The organism is Brevundimonas sp. Leaf280, from assembly GCF_001422455.1.
In the GTDB taxonomy this organism is placed as follows: Bacteria; Pseudomonadota; Alphaproteobacteria; order Caulobacterales; family Caulobacteraceae; genus Brevundimonas.
Genome location: NZ_LMNC01000005.1, coordinates 198487 through 219736 on the forward strand (window position 1 = coordinate 198487; position 21250 = coordinate 219736).

The following is a 21250-nucleotide window of genomic DNA, read 5'->3' on the forward strand; positions in this document are numbered from 1 at the left end:
GCTGCCTTGCGGCGAGGGCGGGTCTTTAGCCGGTGGATCGGGCGGACGCAAGCGGGGGAATGCAGTTTCTGCGTCTGAAGCGGTTGGCGTGGCGGCTGCGACGGCTTAGGCCTGTCTGACGCTCCCCTGCTTTCGGATCTTCCATGCGTTCATTCCGTCGCCAGATCGCCGCTGTGCTGGTTCCCGTCCTGATGGCGGGATGCCAGACCGCGACAGACATCCACGGCGCGCCCTCGCCGACGACAGCGTCGTCGGCGGCCGTGTCGGCCCCATCACCTGCTGCATCGCCCGCTCGGGGGCCGTTCGTGGCGGCGGCGAATCCGCTGGCGGTCGAGGCGGGGATGACGGTGTTGCGGCGAGGCGGATCGGCCGTGGATGCCGCAGTGGCGATCCAGGCGGTTCTGGGTCTGGTGGAGCCGCAGTCGTCGGGCCTGGGGGGCGGGGCCTTCCTGATGAGCTATGACGCCGAGACCGGGACCGTCACGGCCTATGACGGGCGCGAGACGGCGCCGGCGTCAGCGACGCCCGAACTGTTCTATGAGGACGGCAAGCCCCTGCCCTTCATCGACGCAGTGCTGTCGGGCCGCTCGACCGGGGCGCCGGGGGCGGTGGCCATGCTGGCGATGGCGCAGAAGGATCATGGAAAGTTGGCCTGGCGCGATCTGTTCGGGGACGCCGAACGGCTGGCGCGCGACGGGTTCACCGTCAGCCCGCGTCTGGCCGGCATGATCAATGGACGCTATCCCCAGGCGCGGACGCGGTGGGCCAGCGCCTATTTCACCAAGCCGGACGGCACGCGGTATCAGGCGGGCGATACGTTAAAGAACCCCGCCTACGCCGACACGGTCGCGCGACTGGCGCAGCAGGGGCCGGGCGTCGTCTATGGCGGGCCGATCGGGCGCGACATCGCGGCGGCGGTTCGCGAAGGACCGCGTCCCGGCGGTCTCACCGAGGCGGACATCGCCGGCTATCGGCCCTTGCGCCGTGACGCCCTTTGCCGGCCGTATCAGGCCTATGTGGTCTGCGTGCCGCCGCCGCCGTCCAGCGGCGTGGCGTTGCTGCAGTTCCTGGCCATGGCCGATGCGACGCCGGATCTAGACAAGGGGGCCAAGAGCCCCGAGGCCTGGGTCGCCTTCGGGCGGTTGCAGCGGCTGATGTATGCCGACCGGGACCGCTATATCGGCGACAACGACTTCGTCGGGGTGCCGATCGCCGGTCTGCTGGATTCCGATTATGTCGCGTCGCGCGCGGCCCTGGCCCCGCAGGTGAACGGCCCGGTCGAGGCCGGCGCCCCGACGGGATCGCCGCCGCGCGGGGTCGACCAGACCGCCGAGCCGGGCGGCACCTCGCACATGGTCGTGGTGGACGCCTGGGGCAATGCGGTCAGCATGACCACGACGGTCGAGAGCATCTTCGGCAATGGCCGGATGGTCGACGGCTTCTTCCTGAACAACCAGCTGACGGATTTCTCCTTCACGCCGCAGGAGGACGGACATCCGGCCGCCAATGCCGTGGCGGCGGGCAAGCGGCCGCGCTCGTCGATGACGCCGGTGCTGATTCTGGATCGTCAGGGGCTGCTGGTCGGCGCCATCGGCTCGCCGGGCGGGTCCAGCATCCTAGCCTATGTGGCCAAGGCTCTGGTCGGGACGATGGACTGGGGCCTGTCGATGCAGGAGGCGATCGCCCTGCCCAATCTGGTGGTGCGGGGCGAGATGGTGGGGGCCGACACCGACATGATCGCGCCGGATATCCGCGACGCCTTGGCGGCGGCGGGCATGGCCTTGAAGCCGAACGCCACCGAGACCTCGGGCCTGCATGGCGCGATCTGGCGAGACGGGCGCTGGGACGGAGGGGCCGATCCGCGTCGCGAGGGCGTGGCGGTCTCGGAGGTTCGCTGAAGGCTCAGCGGCCGGGACGGATCGACAGCTGGAAGGCCAGCAGGCCTTCGCTGACGTCGGTGTCCAGGCCGTTCATGCCGCGCAGACCCTTGCCGGCGTCGATCTCGCGATAGACGACGCCGAACGACGTCTGCATGTCGCCCTTGCGATAGGCCACGCCGATCGAGGCGTCGCCCAGGAAGCTGCCCTTGTCCTGGGTATAGCCCGAGCGAGCGTAGTCGCCGTCGCGGGTGCGGGCGAAGTTGTAGCCCACGGCCCGGCCCGATCCGGCGGCATACAGATACCAGCGCGGCCGCTCGCCGAACCGTTCGCGGCCGTTGGGGGCCAGACGATCCAGACCCTCGCCGATCTTGAGGGTGACCCCGGCTTCGGCCGAGCGGCCTTCGCTGCCGACGCCCAGGCCCGCGTGGGGCGTCAGGCTGACTTCCAGGCCCGAGGCGGTGTGGCCGCGCGCGCCGCGGAAACCGCGCACATAGCGCAGATCATAGGCGTCGGGGTCCAGTTCAGCCCGATCGACGGGCGTGACCGGCAAGGGAGAGCCGTCGGCGCGGCGCAGACGGCCGGCCGTCTCCAGCGTCACCCGGTCGGTGAAGTCGGTGCGATCGATCCAGACGTCGTTGCGCGTGCTGGCGGACAGGCCGGATCGGTCATCGGCACGGAAGGCGGTCGGGATTTCGATCTGGGCGCCGAACCGGGCGTCAGGCGCAACGCGGAAACTGGTCTGTTCGGTCAGGCGGGCGGAGACATCGGGTGAGGCGTCGAAGGCGTTGGGGGCCCAGGTCTGTGCGCAGGCGGCGCTCGCGCCGGCCATCGCCAACACGCCCCCCAAGCCGACAATACAGGCCTTTAATCGCATCCGGTCTCCCCACCGATCCGCTGGACACACACTGCAACCCTCAGGCGCAAGAGTCCAACGGCTTTTGGTCATGGTTTCGTCGCTTTTGAACGAGGACGCCCAGCAGCGGTTCCCAAACGAAAAAGGGCCCCGCTGTCGCGGAGCCCTTCGGGTCGTTTGGTGCAGATGGCCTTACTGGCAAGCCAGGCACTCGTCGTAGTCGGTCTTGGGCAGGGAGAAGAGATCCGGCTGATTGGGATCGATCACCTCTTCGGCCTTGTCCTCTGCGCCCGCGAAGGCGGCGCGCTGCACCGACTTGGAGCGTAGATAGTACAGCGACTTCACGCCGCGCTCCCAGGCGGACCAGTGCAGCATGTGCAGGTCCCATTTGTTCACATCGCCGGGGATGAACAGGTTCAGCGACTGGGCCTGGCAGATTTCCGGCGCGCGGTCGGCGGCCAGTTCGATCACCCAGCGCTGGTCCAGTTCGAAGGCGGTCTTGAACACGCCCTTCTCGTCCTCGTTCAGGGCGTCGAGGTGTTGGACCGAACCTTCGTTCTCTAGGATAGAGCTCCACACCGCCTCGGTGTTGATGCCCTTTTCGTCGAGCAGGCGCTCCAGATAGGGGTTCTTGACCGCGAACGAGCCCGACAGGGTCTTGTGGGTGTAGATGTTGGCCGGGATCGGCTCGATGCCGGCGGACGTGCCGCCGCAGATGATCGAGATCGAGGCGGTCGGGGCGATCGCCAGCTTGTGGCTGAACCGCTCCATCACGCCGCGCTCCTCGGCGTCCAGGCACGGGCCCTTCTCTTCGGCCAGCAGGCGGCTGGCCTTGTCGGCCTCGCGGCGCAGATGCTTGAACAGGCGCATGTTCCACGACTTGGCCATGGCGCTTTCGAAAGCGACCCCCTGACCCTGCAGGAAGGAGTGGAAGCCCATCAGGCCCAGACCCACCGAACGCTCGCGCTTGGCCGAATAGACGGCGGCGGCCATGGCGGGCGGGGCGCGGCGGATGAAGTCCTCCAGCACATTGTCCAGGAACCGCATCAGGTCCTCGACGAAGCGCGGCTCCTCGCGCCACTCCAGGAAGGTCTCGGCGTTGACCGACGACAGGCAGCAGACGGCGGTCCGGTCCACGCCCAGATGGTCGCGGCCGGTGTGCAGCATGATCTCGGCGCACAGGTTCGACTGTTTGACCTTCAGGCCCAGGTCGCGCTGGTGCGGCGCCATCTGGCGGTTCACCGTGTCCGAGAAGATCAGATAGGGCTCGCCGGTCTGCATGCGGATGTCGAGCAGCTTGGTCCACAGCGAGCGCGCGTCGACGGTCTTCATGACCGCGCCGTCCTTGGGCGATTTCAGATCGAAGGTTCCGCCGACCTTGACCGCTTCCATGAACTCATCGGTGACGTTGATGCCGTGGTGCAGGTTCAGGGACTTGCGATTGAAGTCGCCCGACGGTTTGCGGATCTCCAGGAACTCTTCGATTTCCGGATGGTGGATGTCCAGATAGACGGCGGCCGAACCGCGGCGCAGCGAACCCTGGCTGATCGCCAGCGTCAGGCTGTCCATCACGCGGATGAAGGGGATGATGCCCGAGGTCTTGCCCGCGCCCTTCACCTTTTCGCCGATGGAGCGGACGCCGCCCCAATAGGTGCCGATGCCGCCGCCGTTCGAGGCCAGAGCCACGTTCTCGTTCCAGACGTTCTGGATGCCGTCCAGGCTGTCGCCCACCGCGTTCAGGAAGCAAGAGATCGGCAGGCCGCGATCCGCGCCGCCATTCGACAGGACCGGGGTCGCCGGCATGAACCACAGGCGGCTCATATAGTCATACAGGCGCTGGGCGTGTTCGGCGTCATCCGAGAAGGCGGTCGAGACCCGCGCGAACATGTCCTGATAGCTTTCGCCCGGCAGCAGATAGCGATCTTCCAGCGTCTTCTTGCCGAAGTCGGTCAGCAGATCGTCGCGCGAGAGGTCGACCTGGACCGATTTGACCACAGTCAGATGGGGGCGCTCCGGCGTCGGCGTCGCCGCAACGCCTTGGAATTCCGTCGTCTTCAATGCCTCGCCGCCAGCCATGGTCATCTGCGTCCTGAACAAAAAATCGTTTGAGCCGCCCGCGCCGCGACCACATCATATTGTGGCCTCTGCGCTCCCCGAGCCCACATATAGGGCGCATATGCCTAATGACCCGTCAACGGGTTGACGCCGACCATTGTGGGCGAATCGGTCGGACAAGTCCCAGCCGTCTGGGGAAAAGCCCGCGTGCAAGCCAGCACGTCCGTTTTACGAGCCCGCGACGGCATGATCACGAACGCGTGATCGGAACGACTGCTCAGCTTGGCCGTTGGCTCGCCCATGACGCTTTCTGACTTACGCGCCTTTTTGATACGCGCCCTGACGGTCGCCCGCACGGAAATCGCCGCGCTTCTGGCCCTGCTGGTCGTCGCCGGCGGCGTTCTGACCTTCGCCGGCCTCGCCGATGAGATGACTGAGGGCGAGGGCCAGGCCTTCGATCTTCATGTCCTGGCGCTGATGCGGCCCTATGCCGACGATCCCGGCCGGCCGTGGGGGCCGTGGTGGCTGAAGGAGGCGGCGGCGGACATCACCTCGCTGGGCGGCATCTCTGTGCTGGGTCTGTTCGCCCTGATCGTGATCGTCTTCCTGCTGAGCCAGCGGAAATGGCTGTCGTCCCTGCTGCTGGTCATTGGCCTGGCCGGCGGCGTCGCGCTCTCGGAGGGCCTGAAGGCGGTGTTCGAGCGCGCCCGGCCCCCTGCGGCCATGCAGGCGGTGGAGACGATCAACGCCAGCTTCCCCTCCGGCCACGCCCTCTTGTCCACCGTCTTCTATCTCAGCGTCGCTGTCATGCTGACCCGCGCCTTCCCGCGCGAGCGGTTCAAGGTCTTCGTGCTGGGCGTCGGCATTCTGCTGGCCCTGCTGGTCGGGCTGACGCGCATCTATCTGGGCGCCCACTGGGCCACCGACGTCTTCGCCGGCTGGGCGGTCGGCGCGGCCTGGGCCATGGCCCTGTGGCTGGTCGCCTATGGGGTGGCGCGCTGGCAAAAGCGCCACCGTGCGGCGCTGCAGGACGAAGCCTCCCCGATCGAAGCCGCCCCCGACCCGACCAAAGTCTAGGCCCGCCATCCGCCTCGCGGCAGGCTAGTCTGATGACATGTCGGAGATGCACGCCATGGATCACGCCGCCCTCTACGCCGAACGCCTGAAGACCCCCGACCAGGCCGCCGCCCTGATCGTGCCGGGCGCTAAGGTCGCCATGGGCCTTGGCGTGTCCCAGCCGCCGGCCCTGCTCAAGGCCTTGGCAGACCGGGCCGCGCGCGGCGAGGTCGAGGACGTGAACCTCTACTATCTGCTTTCGACCGCCATCGCCGGGGACACGGTGCTGCGCTATGAACTGATGGACCGGATCCGCCCCTGGAGCCTGTTCCACAGCGCCATCGAACGCCGGCTTGAGCAGCGCGCGCACGAGGAGGGTCGCCCCAACCCCGTGCAGTTCATCCCCACGGGCTTTCAGCAATCGCCCCGCCTTCTGTGCGACGAGGTCAAGGTGGATGCGCTGATCTGCACCGTCTCGCCCATGGATGCGGACGGCTTCTTCTCGTTCGGGACCAACACCGACTACGCCAAGCCGGTGTCGCAGACGGCGAAGACCGTGATCGTCGAGGTCAATCCGCACATGCCGCGTGTGTTCGGCGACTGCACCGTCCATGTGTCCCAGGTCGCCGGCATCGTTGAACATGCCGCGCCCCTGCTGGTCGTGCCGCGCGCCGAGCCCCAGCCGGCGGACCTGGCCATCGGCCGCATCATCGCCGGCCTGGTCGAGGACGGGGCGACGCTTCAGATGGGGATCGGCGCCCTGCCCAACGCCGTGTGCGACGCCCTGATGGACCACCGCGATCTGGGCGTTCACACCGAGATGCTGACGCCCGGCCTGGTCGAGCTGATGCAGGCCGGCGTGGCCAACCATGCCCGCAAGACCCTGCATCCCGGCGTGGGCGTCTTCGCCTTCTCGATGGGCGACCTCAACACCTATGATTTCCTGGACGGCAATCGCGGCATGGAGGCCCATCCGGTCTCGTATGTGAACGACCCGGCCGTGATCGCGCGCAATGCGAAGATGATCTCGGTCAACGCCACGCTTCAGGTCGACCTGACCGGCGCCTGCTGCTCGGAGTTCCTGAACGGGCGCCAGTTCACGGCCGCCGGGGGCCAGCTTGACTTCGTGCGCGGCGCCTATGGATCGGAGGGCGGCAAGTCTATCATCGCCTGTCATTCCACGGCGGCGAAGGGGACGGCCTCTCGCATCGTCGCTCGTCTGGACGGGCCGGTCACCACGCCACGCAACGACACCCACATCGTCGCCACCGAACACGGCTGGACCAATCTGAAGGGCAAGTCTTCCAGCGAGCGCGCCCGCGCCCTGATCGCCTTGGCCGCGCCGGAGTTTCGCGACGGCCTGACTACGGCGGCGCGCGAGCAGGGCCTGATCTGACGCCCCGACAACTTGAACTACGGCTTGATCTTGGGCCGTCCGTCGGGACTTTTGGCGTCATGAAGACCGTCCGCCTTCTGGCCCTGCTGTCCCTGCTCCTCGCCGCGCCTGTTAGCGCCAGAGCGGCGCAAGGCGCCTATGCGACCGATGGCGACTGCAGCGGTCGCCCAATGACCACCGTGCGGATGGCGCCCGGCTATTGCCTGGGACTGGTCTGGCAGGGCGCGGAGGCCGAGGGACCGCGAATGCCGCGCGGCCTGCTGGCGCTATCGAACGGCGACTGGTTGGTGACGGATCTGGGCAACTGGTATCCGGGCAATGGCGCGATCTGGCGGCTGTCGTTCGGCCCCGACGGTGCGCCGCACTGGAGACGGCTGGCCCAGGGACTGAACATGCCGCACACGGCGGCGCGCGGGCCGGACGGGCGCATCTATGTGTCCGAGATGAACCGCATCCTGATGCTGGACCCCGACGCGGCCGATCCGGCGGCGACGGTGCGCACCGTGATCGGCGATCTGCCCGACAACCGGCTGCACGCCAATCGCCACCCGCTGTCCAGCTTCCTCTTCGACTCCAACGGCGACCTGCTGGTCAATGTCGGGGCCCCCAGCGACCGCTGCGTGGATGCGCGAGGCCGGGCGCGCGCCAATGCGGCGGGGGCCTGCATCGACAGCGCGGCGACAGCCCAGGTGCGGCGTCACGCCTATCTGGGAAACGGCCGCTGGGCCGAGGACAGCACCGTCTTCGCCTCGGGCCTGCGAAACTCCATCGCCCTCGTGCGGCACCCGTCGGGCACGATCCTGCAAGGCGAGAACTCGGTCGACTTGACCACGCCCGACCATCCCTATGACGAGATCAATGTCCTGCGTCAGGGCGGCCATTACGGCTGGCCCTATTGCGTCGATCTGGCGACGCCCCTGCCGGGCTGGAGCGCGGCCCAGACGCGATGCGGCCAGCGCGACCGCCCGGTCGCCCTGCTGCCGCCCCACGCCGCGCCGCTGGACCTGATCTATTACGACGGGGCGATGTTTCCCGAACTGCGCGGCCGGCTGCTGATGAGCTGGCACGGCTATCGTCGCGCGGGCGGCCGGATCGTGGCGGGCGAGACGGATGGCGAGGGCCGCCCCCTGACCGATATCGGCGGCCGCTACGCCATCTATCCGCGCGGCGCCCTGTCCTATCCCGCCGGCGCGCCCAGCCTGCGCGGCAAGGTGCTGACGCCGGGCTGGGACACGGTCGCAGGCCGTCAGCCGCGCGGCGCGCCGGTCGTGCTGGCCGTCGCCGCCGACGGATCGATCTGGGTCACGGACGACCGAAACCGGGCGATCCTCAGGATCGCCCGGTCGGATAAGACGCCCTAGCTCTTGCGCGCGTCGCGCTTGGCCAGGACGCGTAGGCGCAGGGCGTTCAGCTTGATGAAGCCGGCCGCGTCCTTGTGGTCATAGGCCTGGACGCCTTCTTCGAAGGTCACCAGGTCCTGATCGTACAGGCTGTTGGGGCTTTCGCGGCCGATGACCGAGACATTGCCCTTGTACAGCTTGACCTTGACCGTGCCGGAGACGTTTTCCTGGCTCTTGTCGATAGCGGCCTGCAGCATCTCGCGCTCGGGCGAAAACCAGAAGCCGTTGTAGATCAGCTCGGCGTATTTCGGCATCAGCTGGTCCTTCAGGTGCATGGAGCCGCCGTCCAGGGTGATGCTTTCGATGCCGCGGTGCGCCGCGATCAGGATGGTCCCGCCGGGGGTCTCATAGACGCCGCGCGACTTCATGCCGACGAAACGGTTCTCGACCAGGTCCAGACGGCCGATGCCGTTGTCGTGGCCATATTGGTTCAGGGCGGTCAGGATCGTGGCGGGCGACATGGCCTCGCCGTTGATCGAGACGGCGTCGCCCTTTTCGAAACCGATCTCGATGACGGTCGCCACGTCCGGCGCGTCCTCAGGCGCGATCGTGCGCTGGTGGACGAACTCGGGCGCCTCGACCGCCGGGTCTTCCAGAATCTTGCCCTCGGACGAGGAGTGCAGAAGGTTGGCGTCGACGCTGAAGGGCGCCTCGCCGCGCTTGTCCTTGGCGATGGGGATCTGGTTCTTTTCGGCGAAGTCCAGCAGGGCCTCGCGACTGCGGAACTCCCACTCGCGCCACGGAGCGATGACGCGGATGTCGGGCTCCAGCGCATAGTAGCCCAGCTCGAACCGGACCTGATCGTTGCCCTTGCCGGTCGCGCCATGACAGACGGCGTCGGCGCCGACCTGACGCGCGATCTCGATCTGGCGCTTGGAGATCAGGGGCCGGGCGATGGAGGTGCCCAGCAGATAGTCGCCCTCATACTGGGCGTTGGCGCGGAACATCGGGAAGACGAAATCGCGCACGAACTCTTCGCGCAGGTCGTCGATGAAGATGTTTTCGGGCTTGATGCCCAGCTTCAGCGCCTTCTCGCGCGCCGGGCCCAACTCTTCGCCTTGGCCCAGGTCGGCGGTGAAGGTCACCACCTCGGCGTTATATTCGGTCTGGAGCCACTTCAGGATGATCGAGGTGTCCAGCCCGCCCGAATAGGCGAGGACGACTTTCTTGACGGGCTTGTCGGCGGGGGCGGACATGGCGGCTCTTTCAGCAAGGGGCGGTCAGTCGGGGAGTTGACGCGCGCATAAGACCGGGGGTCCGGCGATGCAACCTTTTCCGGGGTCTCCCGATGAAGAGGGGGCGGTGAACATGAACCTTTCGTCATGTTTCATTCCGTCGCGTTGCCAGACCGCAGACCGTCGTTATGGTCCCATCCAACTGCAATCCCGAGGATATCGCATGCGCCGCACTGGCTCTCTCGTCGCCGCCGCCGCCCTTCTGGCGGTTTCAACGCCTGTCTGGGCCTCCGTGGCCGCCGCACCCGCTGCCCAGGCCGCCGGTCAGGCCGCCGCGCCCGCCGTCCAGGCCGCGCCGGTGTCGCAGCTGATCAACGAAGTCGACATCCCCTACACCAAGTTCACCCTCGACAACGGACTGACCGTCCTGGTCCACGAGGATCACAAGGCCCCCGTCGTCGCCGTCTCCGTCTGGTACAATGTCGGCTCCAAGGACGAGCCGGCCGGTTCGACCGGCTTCGCCCACCTGTTTGAACACCTGATGTTTGGCGGGTCGGAGAACGCGCCGGGCTCCTATCTGGGTCGGATGCGCAATCTGGGACCGTCGAACCTGAACGGCACGACCTGGTTCGACCGCACCAACTATTTCGAGACCGTCCCGACGCCGGCGCTGGAACAGGCGCTGTTCCTGGAAAGCGACCGGATGGGCTATCTGCTCGGCGCAGTCGATCAGAAGGTGCTCGATCTGCAGCGCGGCGTGGTCCAGAACGAGAAGCGCCAAGGCGACAACCAGCCCTACGGCCTGTTCCAGTACGCCCAGCTGGAAGGCCTGTTCCCGGAAGGTCACCCCTACCGCCACTCGACTATCGGCTCGATGGCCGATCTGGACGCCGCCAGCCTGGAGACGGTGCGCAACTGGTTCCGCGAGAACTACGGCCCGAACAACGCCATCGTCGTGCTGTCGGGCGACATCAACGAGGCCGAGGCCCGGCCGTTGATGGAGAAATATTTCGGCGCCATCCCGCGCGGTCCGGTCAACGCGCCGGCTCAGGCCGACGTCCCCACCCTGGCCGCTCCAGTCAAGGAAGTGATGCACGATCGCGTCGCCAACACCCGCCTGACGCGCAGCTGGGCGGTGCCCGGCCTGCTGAGCGACGACGCCGTGCCCCTGTCGGTCGGAGCCGCGGTGCTGGGCGGACTCGCATCGTCGCGCCTGGATAACATCCTGGTCCGTGATGAACAGACGGCGGTCAACGTCAGCGCCTCCAACTCCGACTTCCACCGCGTCGGAATGTTCACCATCACGGCGGATGTGAAGCCGGGCGAGAACGCCGATGCGGTCGGCCGCCGGCTGGACGAGATCGTCGCCGACTTCATTCGCACCGGCCCGACCGAGGAAGAGGTCGCCCGCGTCGCCACCCAGTATGTGTCGCGCGTCGTCCAAAGCCTGGAACAGGTCAACGGCAAGGCCAACGTCCTGGCCGAAGGCCAGCTTTATGCGGGCGATCCGGACCACTACAAGAAGGAGCTGTCCCAGTACGCCTCGGTCACCCCGGCCCAAGTCCGCGACGCCATGCAGCGCTGGCTGACGCGTCCGGTGCTGGACATCACCATCGCGCCCGGCGAGCGCGAGGCTTATGAGGAAGCCGCAGCTGCGCCGGCGGGGGCCGCCCAAGCCGCTCCGGCAGCCGAGATCCAGCGCGTGTCGCGTCCGCCCATGCCCGAGATCGGCCAGGTGCCGGATCTGGACTTCCCTGCCGTGCAGCGCGCCACCCTGTCGAACGGCATCCAGGTCGTCTACGCTAATGTTGATACTGTTCCGGTGACCCGCGTGGGCATCGACTTCGACGCCGGCTTCGCCGCCGACCGTCCCGATCGTCTGGGAACCCAGGCGATGATGATCGACTTGCTGGACGAAGGCACCACGACCCGGAACGCCAACCAGCTGGCCGAGGAGGAGGAGCGTCTGGGCGCGTCTGTCAACGTCTCGGCGTCGATGGACCGCACGTCCGCCGACCTTTCGACGGTGACCGCCAACCTGGCGCCGTCGTTGACGCTGCTGGCCGACGTGGTCCGCAACCCGGCCTTCGCCCCGTCCGAGGTCGAGCGCCTCCGCGCAGCGCGCCTGTCGGGGCTGGCCAGCGAGAAGACCAACCCCGGCGCCATCGCTGCCCGCGCCCTGCCGCCGCTGATCTATGGCGCGAACAGCCCATACGGCCGCTCCTTCACCGGAACCGGCGACGAGGCGACGATCGGCGCCCTGACGCGCGAGGAGCTCGAGGCCGCCCACGACACCTGGATCCGGCCCGACAACGCCACGATCTTCGTCGTGTCCGACCTGCCGCTCAGCCAGGTGACGCCGCATCTGGAAGCGGCCTTCGGCGACTGGCGCGCGCCGTCGACCCCCAAGGGGACCAAGGACTTCTCGGCCCCGATTCCGTCGCCGACCAACCGCGTCGTCCTGATCGACCGACCGCAGTCGCCCCAGTCGCTGATCTACGGCGGCGCGGTCCTGCCGGCGTCGGGCACCGACGACCTCCTCGCGCTGAACGCGGCCAATGTGACCCTGGGTTCGGACTTCCTGTCGCGGATCAACTCGGACCTGCGCGAGACCAAGGGCTGGTCCTATGGGGTGCGCGGCAACGTCAACACCCTGCAGCACCGCGTCCCCTACATCGTCAACGCCCCGGTGCAGGCGAACCGGACCGGCGAATCGATCGCCGCCCTGATCGCCCAGTACGACCGCTTCCTGAAGAGCGAGGGCGTGCAGCCGAACGAGCTGGAACGGACGATCAACGGCAACACCCGTTCGCTGGCCGGCGGGTTCGAAACCTCGGGCCAGATCCTGGGCGCCCTTCGTTCGAACGCCCTCTACAACCGGCCGGACGACTATCAGGCGACCCTGGCCAGCCGCACCCGAGCCCTGACGGCGGAACAGATGGACCAGGCCGCCCGCCAAGTCATCAAGCCCGACCAGTTCGTCTGGGTCGTGGTCGGTGACGCCTCGGTGGTCAAGCCGCAACTGGACGCCCTAGGCATCCCCGTGGAGGTCCGCGCGGCGGCCCCCGCCGCCCAATAGGGCGAGGACAGACCAGAACGACGAAGGCCCGGAGAGCGATCTCCGGGCCTTTTTCGTTTGCGACATTTTTCCTTCGTCATCCTCCGGCGACCCCCGCGAAAGCGGGGCGAGACCGGGGGACCCAGCGGCGCCGAAAGCGATGTATCGTCAGCGCGGTTCTTGAAATTGCATTCGCGACAGGTTCGCGCTCACGCGCGCCGCTGGGTCCCCCGGTCTGCGCCGCGATGCGGCTTGCCGGAGGATGACGAAAGGAATGTCAGTCCAGCGTCGCGCCCGTCGTGCGCATGATCTCGGCGCGCAGTTCGGGCAGACCGAGACCCTTTTCCGACGAGGTCAGGGCCACCACCGGGAAGGCGGCGGGGCGTTTGGAGATCGCCTTCAGTGTCGCGGCCTGCACGGCCTCGCCCTCGCCCTTCTTCAGCTTGTCGGCCTTGGTCAGGACGATCTGATAGCTGACGGCCGCCAGGTCCAGCGCATCCAGCGCCTCGGTATCCACCGACTTCAGCCCGTGGCGGCTGTCGATCAGCAGATAGACCCGCTTCAGCGTCACCCGGCCGCGCAGATAGTCGCGGCCCAGATCCTGGAACTTCTTGACCGTGGTCTTGGACGCCTTGGCCCAGCCATAGCCGGGCAGGTCGACCAGACGCATCCGGCCGTCCAGATCGAAGAAGTTGACCTCGCGCGTGCGGCCCGGCTCGTTCGAGGCGCGAGCCAGCTTGTGCATGCCGACCAGCCCGTTGATGAGGCTGGACTTGCCCACGTTCGAGCGGCCCGCGAAGGCGATCTCGGGCAGATCGGGGTCGGGCAACTGTTCGATCTTGGCCGCGCCCATGACGAAGGTCGCAGGCCGCGCGAACAGAATGCGCGCCGCCTCGATGTCCTCGGGCGTGAACTCGGTCTCGTCGATCACGCCGGTGACTTCTTGAACCGGGCGAAGAAGGTATCGATCGGGTTCTCGGCCTTGTAGCGGTGCATGATCACATACTGCTGCAGGATGGTCAGGATGTTGGACCAGGCCCAGTAGATCAGCAGGCCCGCCGCGAACGGCGCCATGATGAAGGTGAACAGCAGCGGCATGAACTGGAAGATCTGGCGCTGGACCGGATCGGCCGCCGGCGGGTTCATCGCCGTCTGCAGCCACATCGTCAGACCATAAGCGATCGCCAGCAGACCCAGGTGCAGCGGGCCGGCCAACAGGCCGCCGATCAGCGGCGCCATCGCCGGATCCCACGGGATCAGGCCGAACAGGTTCCAGATCGACGACGGATCTCGCGCCGACAGGTCATGAATGAAGCCCAGGAACGGCTGGTGACGCATTTCGATGGTCACGGTCAGCACCTTGTACAGGGCGTAGAAGACCGGGATCTGCAGCACCAGCGGAAGGCATCCGGCGACCGGATTGATCTTCTCGCGCTGATACAGGGCCATCGTCTCCTGCTGCTGCTTCTGCGGGTCGTCTTTGAACTTCTTCTTGATCTCCTCCATCTTGGGCTGGAGGTTCCGCATCTTGGACATCGAGGCGTAGGCGTTGTTGGCCAGCGGGAACATGACCAGCTTGACGATGACGGTCAGGGCCAGAATGGCGACGCCGAAGCTGCCGACCAGGCCATAGACGTTCTCCAGGATCCAGAAGATCGGACGCGTCAGGAACCAGAACATCCCCCAGTCGATCGCATAGACGAAGCGAGGCAGGTTCAGGCTCTGCTCATAGGATTTCAGCACCTCGGCGCGCTTGACCCCGGCGAACAGGCGCTGGGTCTCGGTCGCGGTGGCTCCGGGCTGAATCGTGCGGGTGGTGCCCAGGACATTGGCTTCCAGCTGCTGGGCGCCGTTCAGGTCGCGCACGCGGAATTCGGTCTCGACCGCCTCGTTCTGCTGGGGCAGCAGGGCCGCCAGCCAGTATTTGTCGGTGATGCCCAGCCAGCCGCCGGTCGAGGCGTTCTCGATCCGCGGCTCCTTCAGCCAGTCCTTGTATTTCTTCTGCTCGGTCCGGTAGTCGCCCGGCTTGCCGAAGGTGCCGATCGCGCCCTCGTGGACGATGTGCGACGAGCCCGCTGCTGGCGGCACGCCCTGGCGCTGGACGCTGCCGTAGGGGGCGATGGTGATCGCCTGCGTGCCCAGGTTCTGGACCGTGTCCTGCACCGAGAAGACGTATTTGTCGTCGACCGAGATCACGCGGGTGAAGCGCAGGCCCTGGCCGTTGTCCCAGGTCAGGGTGACCGGCGTCGTCGGCGTCAGGGTCGAACCATTGGTCAGGCGCCAGACGGTATTGGGTCCGGGCACGCCGCCGGCGACATTGGGGCCGGTCCAGCCGAACTGGGCGAAATAGGCGTTCTGCATCCCTTGCGGGCGGAACAGCTCCACCGGCTGGGGTTTGTCCTGAACCTCGCGGTAGTCGGTCAGGAACAGGTCGTCGATCCGGCCGCCCTGAAGCGACAGCGACCCCTTCAGCGTGCCGGACTGGATCGGCACCCGCGCGGCGGTGCTCAGAGCCTGGCTGCGGTCGGTGACGAAGGTCGGTCCCTGCGGGCTCAGCGCCGTGCGCGCGGCGTTATCGGCGGTCTGCGACTGCTCGGCCTGGGCCTGCTGTTGCACGGCGCGACGCTCGGCCTGCGGACGCAGCACGGCGAAATAGTAGATCCCCATGATCAGGACCGAGCACACGATGAAGATGATCGTGTTGCGCGTGTTTTCGTTTTTCATGGATTCTGGCGGTCCTGGCCGGAGGGGGCGCGGGCGTGCGAAGGCCTGTTGGCCTTGGGTGTCGCCAGCCTTGTAAGCGTCGATTTCACGTCGTCAAGCAGACGGTCCCACGCACGCTCGGTCGTGCCCATGCGGGCGATGAAGACATAGTCGCTTCCGGGCACGCCGTGCTGGGCCAACATGGCCCGTGCGGCCTCGCGCAGACGGCGTTTGGCGCGGTTGCGCTGAACCGCCCCGCCGATCTTCTTGGTGGCGGTGAAGCCCAGTCCGATGTGCGGCGAACCGTCGCCGCGCTCCAGCCGCTGGATCACCACGGCGCCGCGCGCCTCGGAAACGCCTTTGGCGGCCGCCAGGAACTGGGGCCGCCGCAACAGACGCTTGATCTGTAAAAGGTCGCTCATGCGTCCAAAAGATCCGGACGCGTAAGCCGCTTACGCCGTCAGGCGCTTGCGGCCCTTGGCGCGACGGCGCGCAACAATCTTCTGGCCGTTCTTGGTGGCCATCCGGCTGCGGAAGCCGTGACGGCGCTTGCGCACGAGTCGCGACGGCTGATAGGTCCGCTTCACGGTCGGCTCCTGACGTTAAAAGGTTGGGCGACGGGGCAAGAGGCGTCCGCCGCAGGAAGGGCGGGCGTATAAGTCGCATGTCCGCGTGAGTCAACGCTCGGACGGCATTTCGGGACGATGAAACGGATGGCGAAACGAACGGCGAAGGAATGGGCCCTGCGGCTGGCGCCGCTGGCGGCCATCGCCGGCCTGGTGATCGCCTTCTTCGCCTTGGGCTGGAACCGCTATTTGTCGATGGATCTGATCCGCGAGCACGGGCTGAACCTTCAGGCCTATGCGCAACAGAACTGGTGGATCGCGCTGGTCGCCTTCATCGCCGTCTATGCCGTGGCGACCGCCTCGACCATTCCCGGGCCCGTTTTCCTGACCCTGCTGGGGGGGATGATGTTCGGCCCCTATGTCGGGGCCCTGGCCCAGTCGACGGGGGCAACCATCGGTTCGGTCGTCATCTATTATGTCTATCGCACCTCGATCGGTTCGTGGCTGCGCGCCAAGTTCGAGGCCGACGCCGGCTTCATGGATCGGCTGGCCAAGGGCATCGACCGCAACGCCTTCACCACCCTGTTCACCCTGCGCGTGATCCCCAGCGTGCCCTTCGTCCTGGTCAACGCGACGGCGGGGATGATGGCGGTGCCGCTGAGACCCTACATCATCGCCACCTTCATCGGACTGCTGCCGTCCACCTTCATCTACACCTGGATCGGATCGCAGCTGGGCGACCTGCTGCGCGCGGGCGTGCGGCCGGACCTGCCGATGCTGCTGCAACAGTTCTTCTGGCCGTTGATGGGCGTGGTCTTCCTGTCCCTGCTGCTGCCCATCGGCATCAAGCTGTTCCAGATGATCCGTGCACGGCAGATCGGGGCGACGGCGGCATGAGCGCCCTGTTCGACCGGATCGCAGCGCGGCTGAACCTGACGCCGGACCAGGCCAATCTCTGGCGCGAGCGCCTGACGCCGCGCGCGCCCGACGGTCTGTCGGCGCGGCTGCTGCTGCTGACCGTCGCCTTCACCCTCGCGGTCGAGGCCTTGATCCTGGGGCCGAACCTGGCGGCCTTCCATGAGCGCTGGCTTCGCGACCGGCTCCAGGCCGCCGAACTGGCCTCGGTCGGGGTCGAAGCCCTACCCTATAGCGCGGTCGAGGACGACACGGCCGCCGAGCTGATGCGAATCGGCGGGGTTCAGGCGGTCGCCCTGACAGAGCAAGGCGTGCGCCGCCTGCTGCTTCAGGCCCCGAACCTGCCCCGCGCGCCCGAACTGATCGATCTGAGGCGTCAGGACAGCTGGTCGCGCCTGACCGACCCGTGGCGCACCCTGTTCGGCCATCCGGACCGCTCGCTGCGGGTTCAGGCCAAGCCGCGCTATCGCTCGGGCGACTTCATCGAGATCGTCACGCCTGCTCAACCGCTGAAGCTGGAGCTGCGCGCCTTCCTCCTGAACAGCCTGTTGGTGTCCCTGCTGGTGTCGGTGACGGCGGGCGCGCTGCTGTATGGCGGTCTGGCCCTGCTGGTGCTGCGGCCGCTTCGTCGCGTCACCCGCTCGATGGAGCGGTTCGCCGCCGATCCCGAGAGCGAGGCCGAGGCGCCGTCCGATCGCCACGACGAGATCGGCCGCGTCGAGCGCGAACTCAGCCGGATGCAGGAGGAGGTGCGCCATTCCCTGCGCTCTCGTGCCCGTCTAGTCGCGCTGGGCGAGGCGGTGGCCAAGATCAACCACGACCTGCGCAACATGCTGACCTCGGCCCAGATGGCGTCCGAGCGGCTGGCGACCTCCGCCGACCCGCAGGTGGCCAAGGCTCTGCCCCGGCTGGAGCGCGCGCTCAGTCGCGCCGCCGGCCTGTCCCGCAATGTGTTGGAGTACGGAAAGAGCGAGGAGCCAGCCCCCCAGAAGACCCGCGTCGTCCTGACCAAGGCTCTGACCCTGGCGGCCGAGGACGCCGGACTGGACCCCGACGGCGTGCGCCTGGTCAAACAGCTGCCGTCCCGGTTCGCCGTCGAGGCCGACCCGGATCAGCTGTATCGCATCCTGGTCAATCTGATGCGAAACGCCCGTCAGGCCATCGAGGCCGACCCCGCGCGTCCGCCCGAGCGGCGCGGCAAGGGCGCCATCACCGTCAGCGCCTTCGGTCAGGACGGCTTCTGCGTCGTGCGCATCGCCGATGACGGCCCCGGCATTCCGCCGCGTCTGGCCGAACGCCTGTTCGAACCCTTCGTCAGCTCAAAGAGCTCGGACGGTTCGGGCCTGGGCCTGACCATCTCGCGCGAGCTGGCCGCCCTTCACGGCGGTGACCTGCGTCTGGTCGAAACCGACGGAACAGGCGCAGCCTTCGAACTGCGCCTGCCCGGATAGGCGATCAGACCGCCTTCAGGGTCGCCATGTCGATGACGTAGCGGTAGCGCGCCTCGCCGTTCTCGATCTTCACATAGGCGTCGTTGATCTCGGCGATGTCGATCATTTCGACCTCGGGGGCCACGCCGTTGGCGGCGCAGAAGTCCAAGACGTCCTGGGTTTCCTGAAGATTGCCGATCAAGGAGCCGCCCACCGTCTGGCGTTTGAAGGCCAGTTTGGAGTTGTCGACCCCGTCCACGACATCGAGATTGCCAACAACGATGAAGGCCGCATCGCGCTTCATCAGGTCCAGCAGGGCGCCGATCTCGTGCTTCTCGGGCACGGTGGACAGGATAAAGTCGAACGTTCCCGCCAAGGGCGCCAGGGCCGTCTTGTCCGTCTCGATATGGGCCGCGTCGGCGCCCAGCCGCTTGGCGTCCTCGATCTTCTCGGGCGTCGAGGTCAGGACGGTCACTTCCGCCCCCAGAGCCTTGGCCAGCTTGGCCGCCATATGGCCCAGACCGCCAAAGCCCAGGACGCCGACCTTGTCCCCCGCCTTGACGCCCCAGTGTTTCAGCGGCGACCAGGTGGTCACGCCGGCGCACAGGATGGGCGCGGCCGCCTTGGGGTCCAGGCCTTCGGGGATGCGCAACACGAAGTCCTCGGGCACGACCACCACATTGGAATAGCCGCCGTAGGTATTGTCCCGGCCATACATGTTGGCGCCGTCTTCGGTCTCGGTCGCCGGCGTCATGGGGCCGTTATAGGTCGCCAGCCAGCCGTTCGGGCCCTCACAGTAGTTCTGATCGCCGGCGTTGCAGGCTTCGCATTGGCGGCAGCTGTCGATCATGCAGCCGACGCCGACCAGATCGCCTTCCTTGAAGCGCGAGGTCTCGGCGCCCGCCTGTTTGACCCGCCCGACGATCTCGTGGCCCGGCACGCACGGATAGACCGTATTGGCCCATTCGTTTTTGACCTGGTGGATGTCGGAGTGGCAGACGCCGGCGTAAAGAACCTCGATCACCAGCTCGTTGGGCTTGGGATCGTCGCGCTCGAACGTCATGGGCTCGAGCTTGGACCGGGCGGTCTTTGCGCCGTAACCGATTGATTGGAACATGAAAGTCTCCGGGGGCAAGGGGATGTTGCCGCAATCCCCCGCGCTCGAAGACGTTCCAGCGTCGCCTTATTCCAGACCGTCGTCCGACACGACGAAGGGCCGGTTCTCCGCCTTGGCCTGGGCCGCGAGTTCCTCCTGGACCAGATGCCAGCGCCGCAGCCGCTCGTAGTCGATGGCGTGTTCCGGCGAGGCGTCCAGCCAGTGACGGAAGTCCTCGATCTGGAGCCGGGCGTCCGCGGCGGTCGCATCGGGCAGGGCCGGCACGTTCGGCAACTGGCGCGCGACATCCGCGGGAATAGGGAAGTCGCCGGACGCGGTGCTCAGGATCATCGGTCTTCTCGGATAGGCTGCGGTCGGGAGAGGACGACCATGACGCGAAGCCGAACCTTTCGCCACCTTTTCATCGCTGCGGCGTTGTGCAGCAGGATCACAATGGCCAAGCTGCGCAGAACGCCACGGCCTCGGGAGAGACAGTCATGATCGTTCGCACCGCCGCCGCCGCTACCCTGCTGGTCGCCGCCCTGACCGCACCCGTCGCCGCCCAGACCACGACGGCGCCGGCGACCGCCGACCCCTATCGCGATCAGCGCGCCCTGCCCGACCCGGCCGATCCCGCCAGCCGCGACGCCCTGCTGAAGGCGCGGGGCGAGGCCTATCATCGCGCAAGTGACGCCCAGCAGACCGAAGAGGAACTGCGCACCACCCGCGCTCTGAACGACGAGATCGCCGCCCAGAACGCGCTGGCCGACAAGACCGACGCCGACAACCGGCTGGACTACGACGCCGCCCTGGCCCGTCATCAGATCGAGGTCAGTCAGGCCGAGGAACAGGCGCGCGCCGCCGCCGAGACCGCCCGCTTGGCCCAGGAGAAATACGACCGCGACTACGCCGCTTGGCAGGAACAGGTGCGACTGTGCCGCACCGGCTTCCGCCCCGCCTGCACCGCCCGACCGGCGTGGGTCGCGCCGGCGCAGTAAGCGCCATCAGTCCGCCTTGATTTTCGCCTCGGCGATCAGCGCGTCGTCGATTTCGCGGGCCCGCACAGCGGCCGGGCGTGTCGTGATCCGTTCGGCATAGGCCGCGAAGGCCGGCCGTTCGGGCAGGCTCTTGAACATCAGCCCCCAGGCGATCTGGCTGCCGACATAGACATCGGCGGCGCTGAACCGCTCGCCGAGAATCCACGGACTGCGATCCAGCGCATGTTCCAGCCCGTCGATCACCTGATCGAACGAGCCGTAGCCGACCATGGCCGACTTCTCGGGCGGCGGCAGTTGGCCCAGCGACTTGGCCGTCACCGCCGCCTCGACCGGCCCGGCGGCGAAGAACATCCAGCGATAATAAAGGCCGCGCAGCGGATCGTCCGTCGCCGGCGCCAAGCCGGCGTCAGGAAAGGCGTCGGCTAGATAGGCGCAGATGGCGGCGCATTCGGTGACCACGATCCCGCGATGGGCGATGGCCGGCACCTTGCCCATCGGATTGATCGCCAGATAGTCCGGCGACTTCATCGCCGCATAGTCGACCACGACGGTGCGATAGGGCTGGCCCGCCTCCTCCAGCATCCAGCGGACGATGCGTCCGCGCGACATGGGGTTGGTGTAGAAGACGATCTCTTCGCTCATGGCGTGCTCTCCCTTTCGGGAGAGCCT

At 67.2% G+C, this 21250-nt stretch carries 18 protein-coding genes; 8 read left to right on the plus strand and 10 right to left on the minus strand.

Translation table 11 applies throughout. The annotated features are described in order from the left end of the window. Positions 1–143 precede the first annotated feature (143 nt). Positions 144–1898: a gamma-glutamyltransferase family protein gene (locus ASF31_RS10735; RefSeq protein WP_055754631.1), complete on the plus strand. Its 1755-nt coding sequence runs from the start codon at positions 144–146 to the stop codon at positions 1896–1898. Positions 1899–1902: 4 nt separating this feature from the next. On the opposite strand, the gene ASF31_RS10740 is transcribed toward ASF31_RS10735, so the two are convergent. Next, complete coding sequence (locus tag ASF31_RS10740; protein WP_200918618.1) at positions 1903–2709, minus strand: lipid A-modifier LpxR family protein; 807 nt, start codon at positions 2707–2709, stop codon at positions 1903–1905. 216 nt (positions 2710–2925) lie between these two features. Further along, entirely contained in the window at positions 2926–4815 is a 1890-nt protein-coding gene (locus ASF31_RS10745) for a ribonucleoside-diphosphate reductase subunit alpha (protein ID WP_055754633.1), read from the minus strand. Between the two features lie 273 nt (positions 4816–5088). On the opposite strand from ASF31_RS10745, the gene ASF31_RS10750 reads away from it, so the two are divergent. The 3 genes from ASF31_RS10750 to ASF31_RS10760 are packed head-to-tail and all read left to right on the plus strand — an operon-like array spanning position 5089 to position 8601. After that, positions 5089–5865 (plus strand): phosphatase PAP2 family protein, encoded by a 777-nt coding sequence (locus ASF31_RS10750; RefSeq protein ID WP_055754634.1) that lies wholly within the window; start codon positions 5089–5091, stop codon positions 5863–5865. A 37-nt stretch (positions 5866–5902) separates the two neighbouring features. Then, the gene (locus ASF31_RS10755) at positions 5903–7240 is read left to right on the plus strand and encodes an acetyl-CoA hydrolase/transferase family protein (RefSeq protein ID WP_082465118.1); all 1338 of its coding nucleotides are present in this window, start codon (positions 5903–5905) and stop codon (positions 7238–7240) included. Positions 7241–7299: 59 nt separating this feature from the next. After that, positions 7300–8601 (plus strand): sorbosone dehydrogenase family protein, encoded by a 1302-nt coding sequence (locus ASF31_RS10760; protein WP_055754635.1) that lies wholly within the window; start codon positions 7300–7302, stop codon positions 8599–8601. On the opposite strand, the gene ASF31_RS10765 is transcribed toward ASF31_RS10760, so the two are convergent. Continuing rightward, a complete protein-coding gene (locus ASF31_RS10765; RefSeq protein WP_055754636.1) occupies positions 8598–9836 on the minus strand; it encodes an argininosuccinate synthase in 1239 nt (412 codons plus the stop codon). The genes ASF31_RS10760 and ASF31_RS10765 overlap by 4 nt on opposite strands. Positions 9837–10038: 202 nt before the next feature. Between ASF31_RS10765 and ASF31_RS10770 the strand changes: the two genes are divergently transcribed. Continuing rightward, a complete protein-coding gene (locus ASF31_RS10770) occupies positions 10039–12894 on the plus strand; it encodes a pitrilysin family protein (protein ID WP_055754637.1) in 2856 nt (951 codons plus the stop codon). 256 nt (positions 12895–13150) lie between these two features. Here ASF31_RS10770 and yihA read toward each other — a convergent pair whose 3' ends face one another. Genes yihA through rpmH form a run of 4 tightly spaced genes read right to left on the minus strand, consistent with a single transcriptional unit; the run spans position 13151 to position 16163 of the window. After that, positions 13151–13804: a ribosome biogenesis GTP-binding protein YihA/YsxC gene (gene yihA, locus ASF31_RS10775; RefSeq protein WP_055754638.1), complete on the minus strand. Its 654-nt coding sequence runs from the start codon at positions 13802–13804 to the stop codon at positions 13151–13153. Continuing rightward, on the minus strand, positions 13801–15597 hold the full coding sequence (gene yidC / locus ASF31_RS10780; protein WP_055754639.1) for a membrane protein insertase YidC: 1797 nt from the start codon (positions 15595–15597) through the stop codon (positions 13801–13803). Before yidC ends, yihA begins: the two co-directional genes overlap by 4 nt. Then, positions 15594–15998: a ribonuclease P protein component gene (rnpA, locus tag ASF31_RS10785; protein WP_055754640.1), complete on the minus strand. Its 405-nt coding sequence runs from the start codon at positions 15996–15998 to the stop codon at positions 15594–15596. Before rnpA ends, yidC begins: the two co-directional genes overlap by 4 nt. A gap of 30 nt (positions 15999–16028) precedes the next feature. Next, the gene (gene rpmH, locus ASF31_RS10790; RefSeq protein ID WP_003164000.1) at positions 16029–16163 is read right to left on the minus strand and encodes a 50S ribosomal protein L34; all 135 of its coding nucleotides are present in this window, start codon (positions 16161–16163) and stop codon (positions 16029–16031) included. Positions 16164–16289: 126 nt separating this feature from the next. Between rpmH and ASF31_RS10795 the strand changes: the two genes are divergently transcribed. Both ASF31_RS10795 and ASF31_RS10800 read left to right on the plus strand, forming a co-directional pair. After that, entirely contained in the window at positions 16290–17039 is a 750-nt protein-coding gene (locus tag ASF31_RS10795; protein WP_055754641.1) for a TVP38/TMEM64 family protein, read from the plus strand. Next, complete coding sequence (locus tag ASF31_RS10800) at positions 17036–18508, plus strand: sensor histidine kinase (RefSeq protein ID WP_055754642.1); 1473 nt, start codon at positions 17036–17038, stop codon at positions 18506–18508. The genes ASF31_RS10795 and ASF31_RS10800 overlap by 4 nt, the downstream gene beginning before the upstream one ends. A gap of 4 nt (positions 18509–18512) precedes the next feature. Here ASF31_RS10800 and ASF31_RS10805 read toward each other — a convergent pair whose 3' ends face one another. Both ASF31_RS10805 and ASF31_RS10810 read right to left on the minus strand, forming a co-directional pair. Then, positions 18513–19604 (minus strand): NAD(P)-dependent alcohol dehydrogenase, encoded by a 1092-nt coding sequence (locus tag ASF31_RS10805; RefSeq protein ID WP_055754643.1) that lies wholly within the window; start codon positions 19602–19604, stop codon positions 18513–18515. Between the two features lie 66 nt (positions 19605–19670). Then, positions 19671–19934: a hypothetical protein gene (locus ASF31_RS10810; RefSeq protein ID WP_055754644.1), complete on the minus strand. Its 264-nt coding sequence runs from the start codon at positions 19932–19934 to the stop codon at positions 19671–19673. 146 nt (positions 19935–20080) lie between these two features. On the opposite strand from ASF31_RS10810, the gene ASF31_RS10815 reads away from it, so the two are divergent. Then, entirely contained in the window at positions 20081–20581 is a 501-nt protein-coding gene (locus tag ASF31_RS10815) for a hypothetical protein (protein WP_055754645.1), read from the plus strand. Between the two features lie 6 nt (positions 20582–20587). Here the strand turns inward: ASF31_RS10815 and ASF31_RS10820 are convergent, their stop codons facing one another. Next, on the minus strand, positions 20588–21223 hold the full coding sequence (locus ASF31_RS10820; protein WP_055754646.1) for a glutathione S-transferase family protein: 636 nt from the start codon (positions 21221–21223) through the stop codon (positions 20588–20590). Between the last annotated feature and the right edge of the window lie 27 nt (positions 21224–21250).

Bases quoted from the DNA above. Each gene is read 5' to 3' on its own strand.
- ASF31_RS10735 (WP_055754631.1), top strand. From the start codon at position 144: ATGCGTTCATTCCGTCGCCAGATCGCCGCTGTGCTGGTTCCCGTCCTG.
- ASF31_RS10740 (WP_200918618.1), bottom strand. From the start codon at position 2,709: ATGGCCGGCGCGAGCGCCGCCTGCGCACAGACCTGGGCCCCCAACGCC.
- ASF31_RS10745 (WP_055754633.1), bottom strand. From the start codon at position 4,815: ATGACCATGGCTGGCGGCGAGGCATTGAAGACGACGGAATTCCAAGGC.
- ASF31_RS10750 (WP_055754634.1), top strand. From the start codon at position 5,089: ATGACGCTTTCTGACTTACGCGCCTTTTTGATACGCGCCCTGACGGTC.
- ASF31_RS10755 (WP_082465118.1), top strand. From the start codon at position 5,903: ATGTCGGAGATGCACGCCATGGATCACGCCGCCCTCTACGCCGAACGC.
- ASF31_RS10760 (WP_055754635.1), top strand. From the start codon at position 7,300: ATGAAGACCGTCCGCCTTCTGGCCCTGCTGTCCCTGCTCCTCGCCGCG.
- ASF31_RS10765 (WP_055754636.1), bottom strand. From the start codon at position 9,836: ATGTCCGCCCCCGCCGACAAGCCCGTCAAGAAAGTCGTCCTCGCCTAT.
- ASF31_RS10770 (WP_055754637.1), top strand. From the start codon at position 10,039: ATGCGCCGCACTGGCTCTCTCGTCGCCGCCGCCGCCCTTCTGGCGGTT.
- yidC (WP_055754639.1), bottom strand. From the start codon at position 15,597: ATGAAAAACGAAAACACGCGCAACACGATCATCTTCATCGTGTGCTCG.
- rnpA (WP_055754640.1), bottom strand. From the start codon at position 15,998: ATGAGCGACCTTTTACAGATCAAGCGTCTGTTGCGGCGGCCCCAGTTC.
- ASF31_RS10795 (WP_055754641.1), top strand. From the start codon at position 16,290: ATGGCGAAACGAACGGCGAAGGAATGGGCCCTGCGGCTGGCGCCGCTG.
- ASF31_RS10800 (WP_055754642.1), top strand. From the start codon at position 17,036: ATGAGCGCCCTGTTCGACCGGATCGCAGCGCGGCTGAACCTGACGCCG.
- ASF31_RS10805 (WP_055754643.1), bottom strand. From the start codon at position 19,604: ATGTTCCAATCAATCGGTTACGGCGCAAAGACCGCCCGGTCCAAGCTC.
- ASF31_RS10810 (WP_055754644.1), bottom strand. From the start codon at position 19,934: ATGATCCTGAGCACCGCGTCCGGCGACTTCCCTATTCCCGCGGATGTC.
- ASF31_RS10815 (WP_055754645.1), top strand. From the start codon at position 20,081: ATGATCGTTCGCACCGCCGCCGCCGCTACCCTGCTGGTCGCCGCCCTG.
- ASF31_RS10820 (WP_055754646.1), bottom strand. From the start codon at position 21,223: ATGAGCGAAGAGATCGTCTTCTACACCAACCCCATGTCGCGCGGACGC.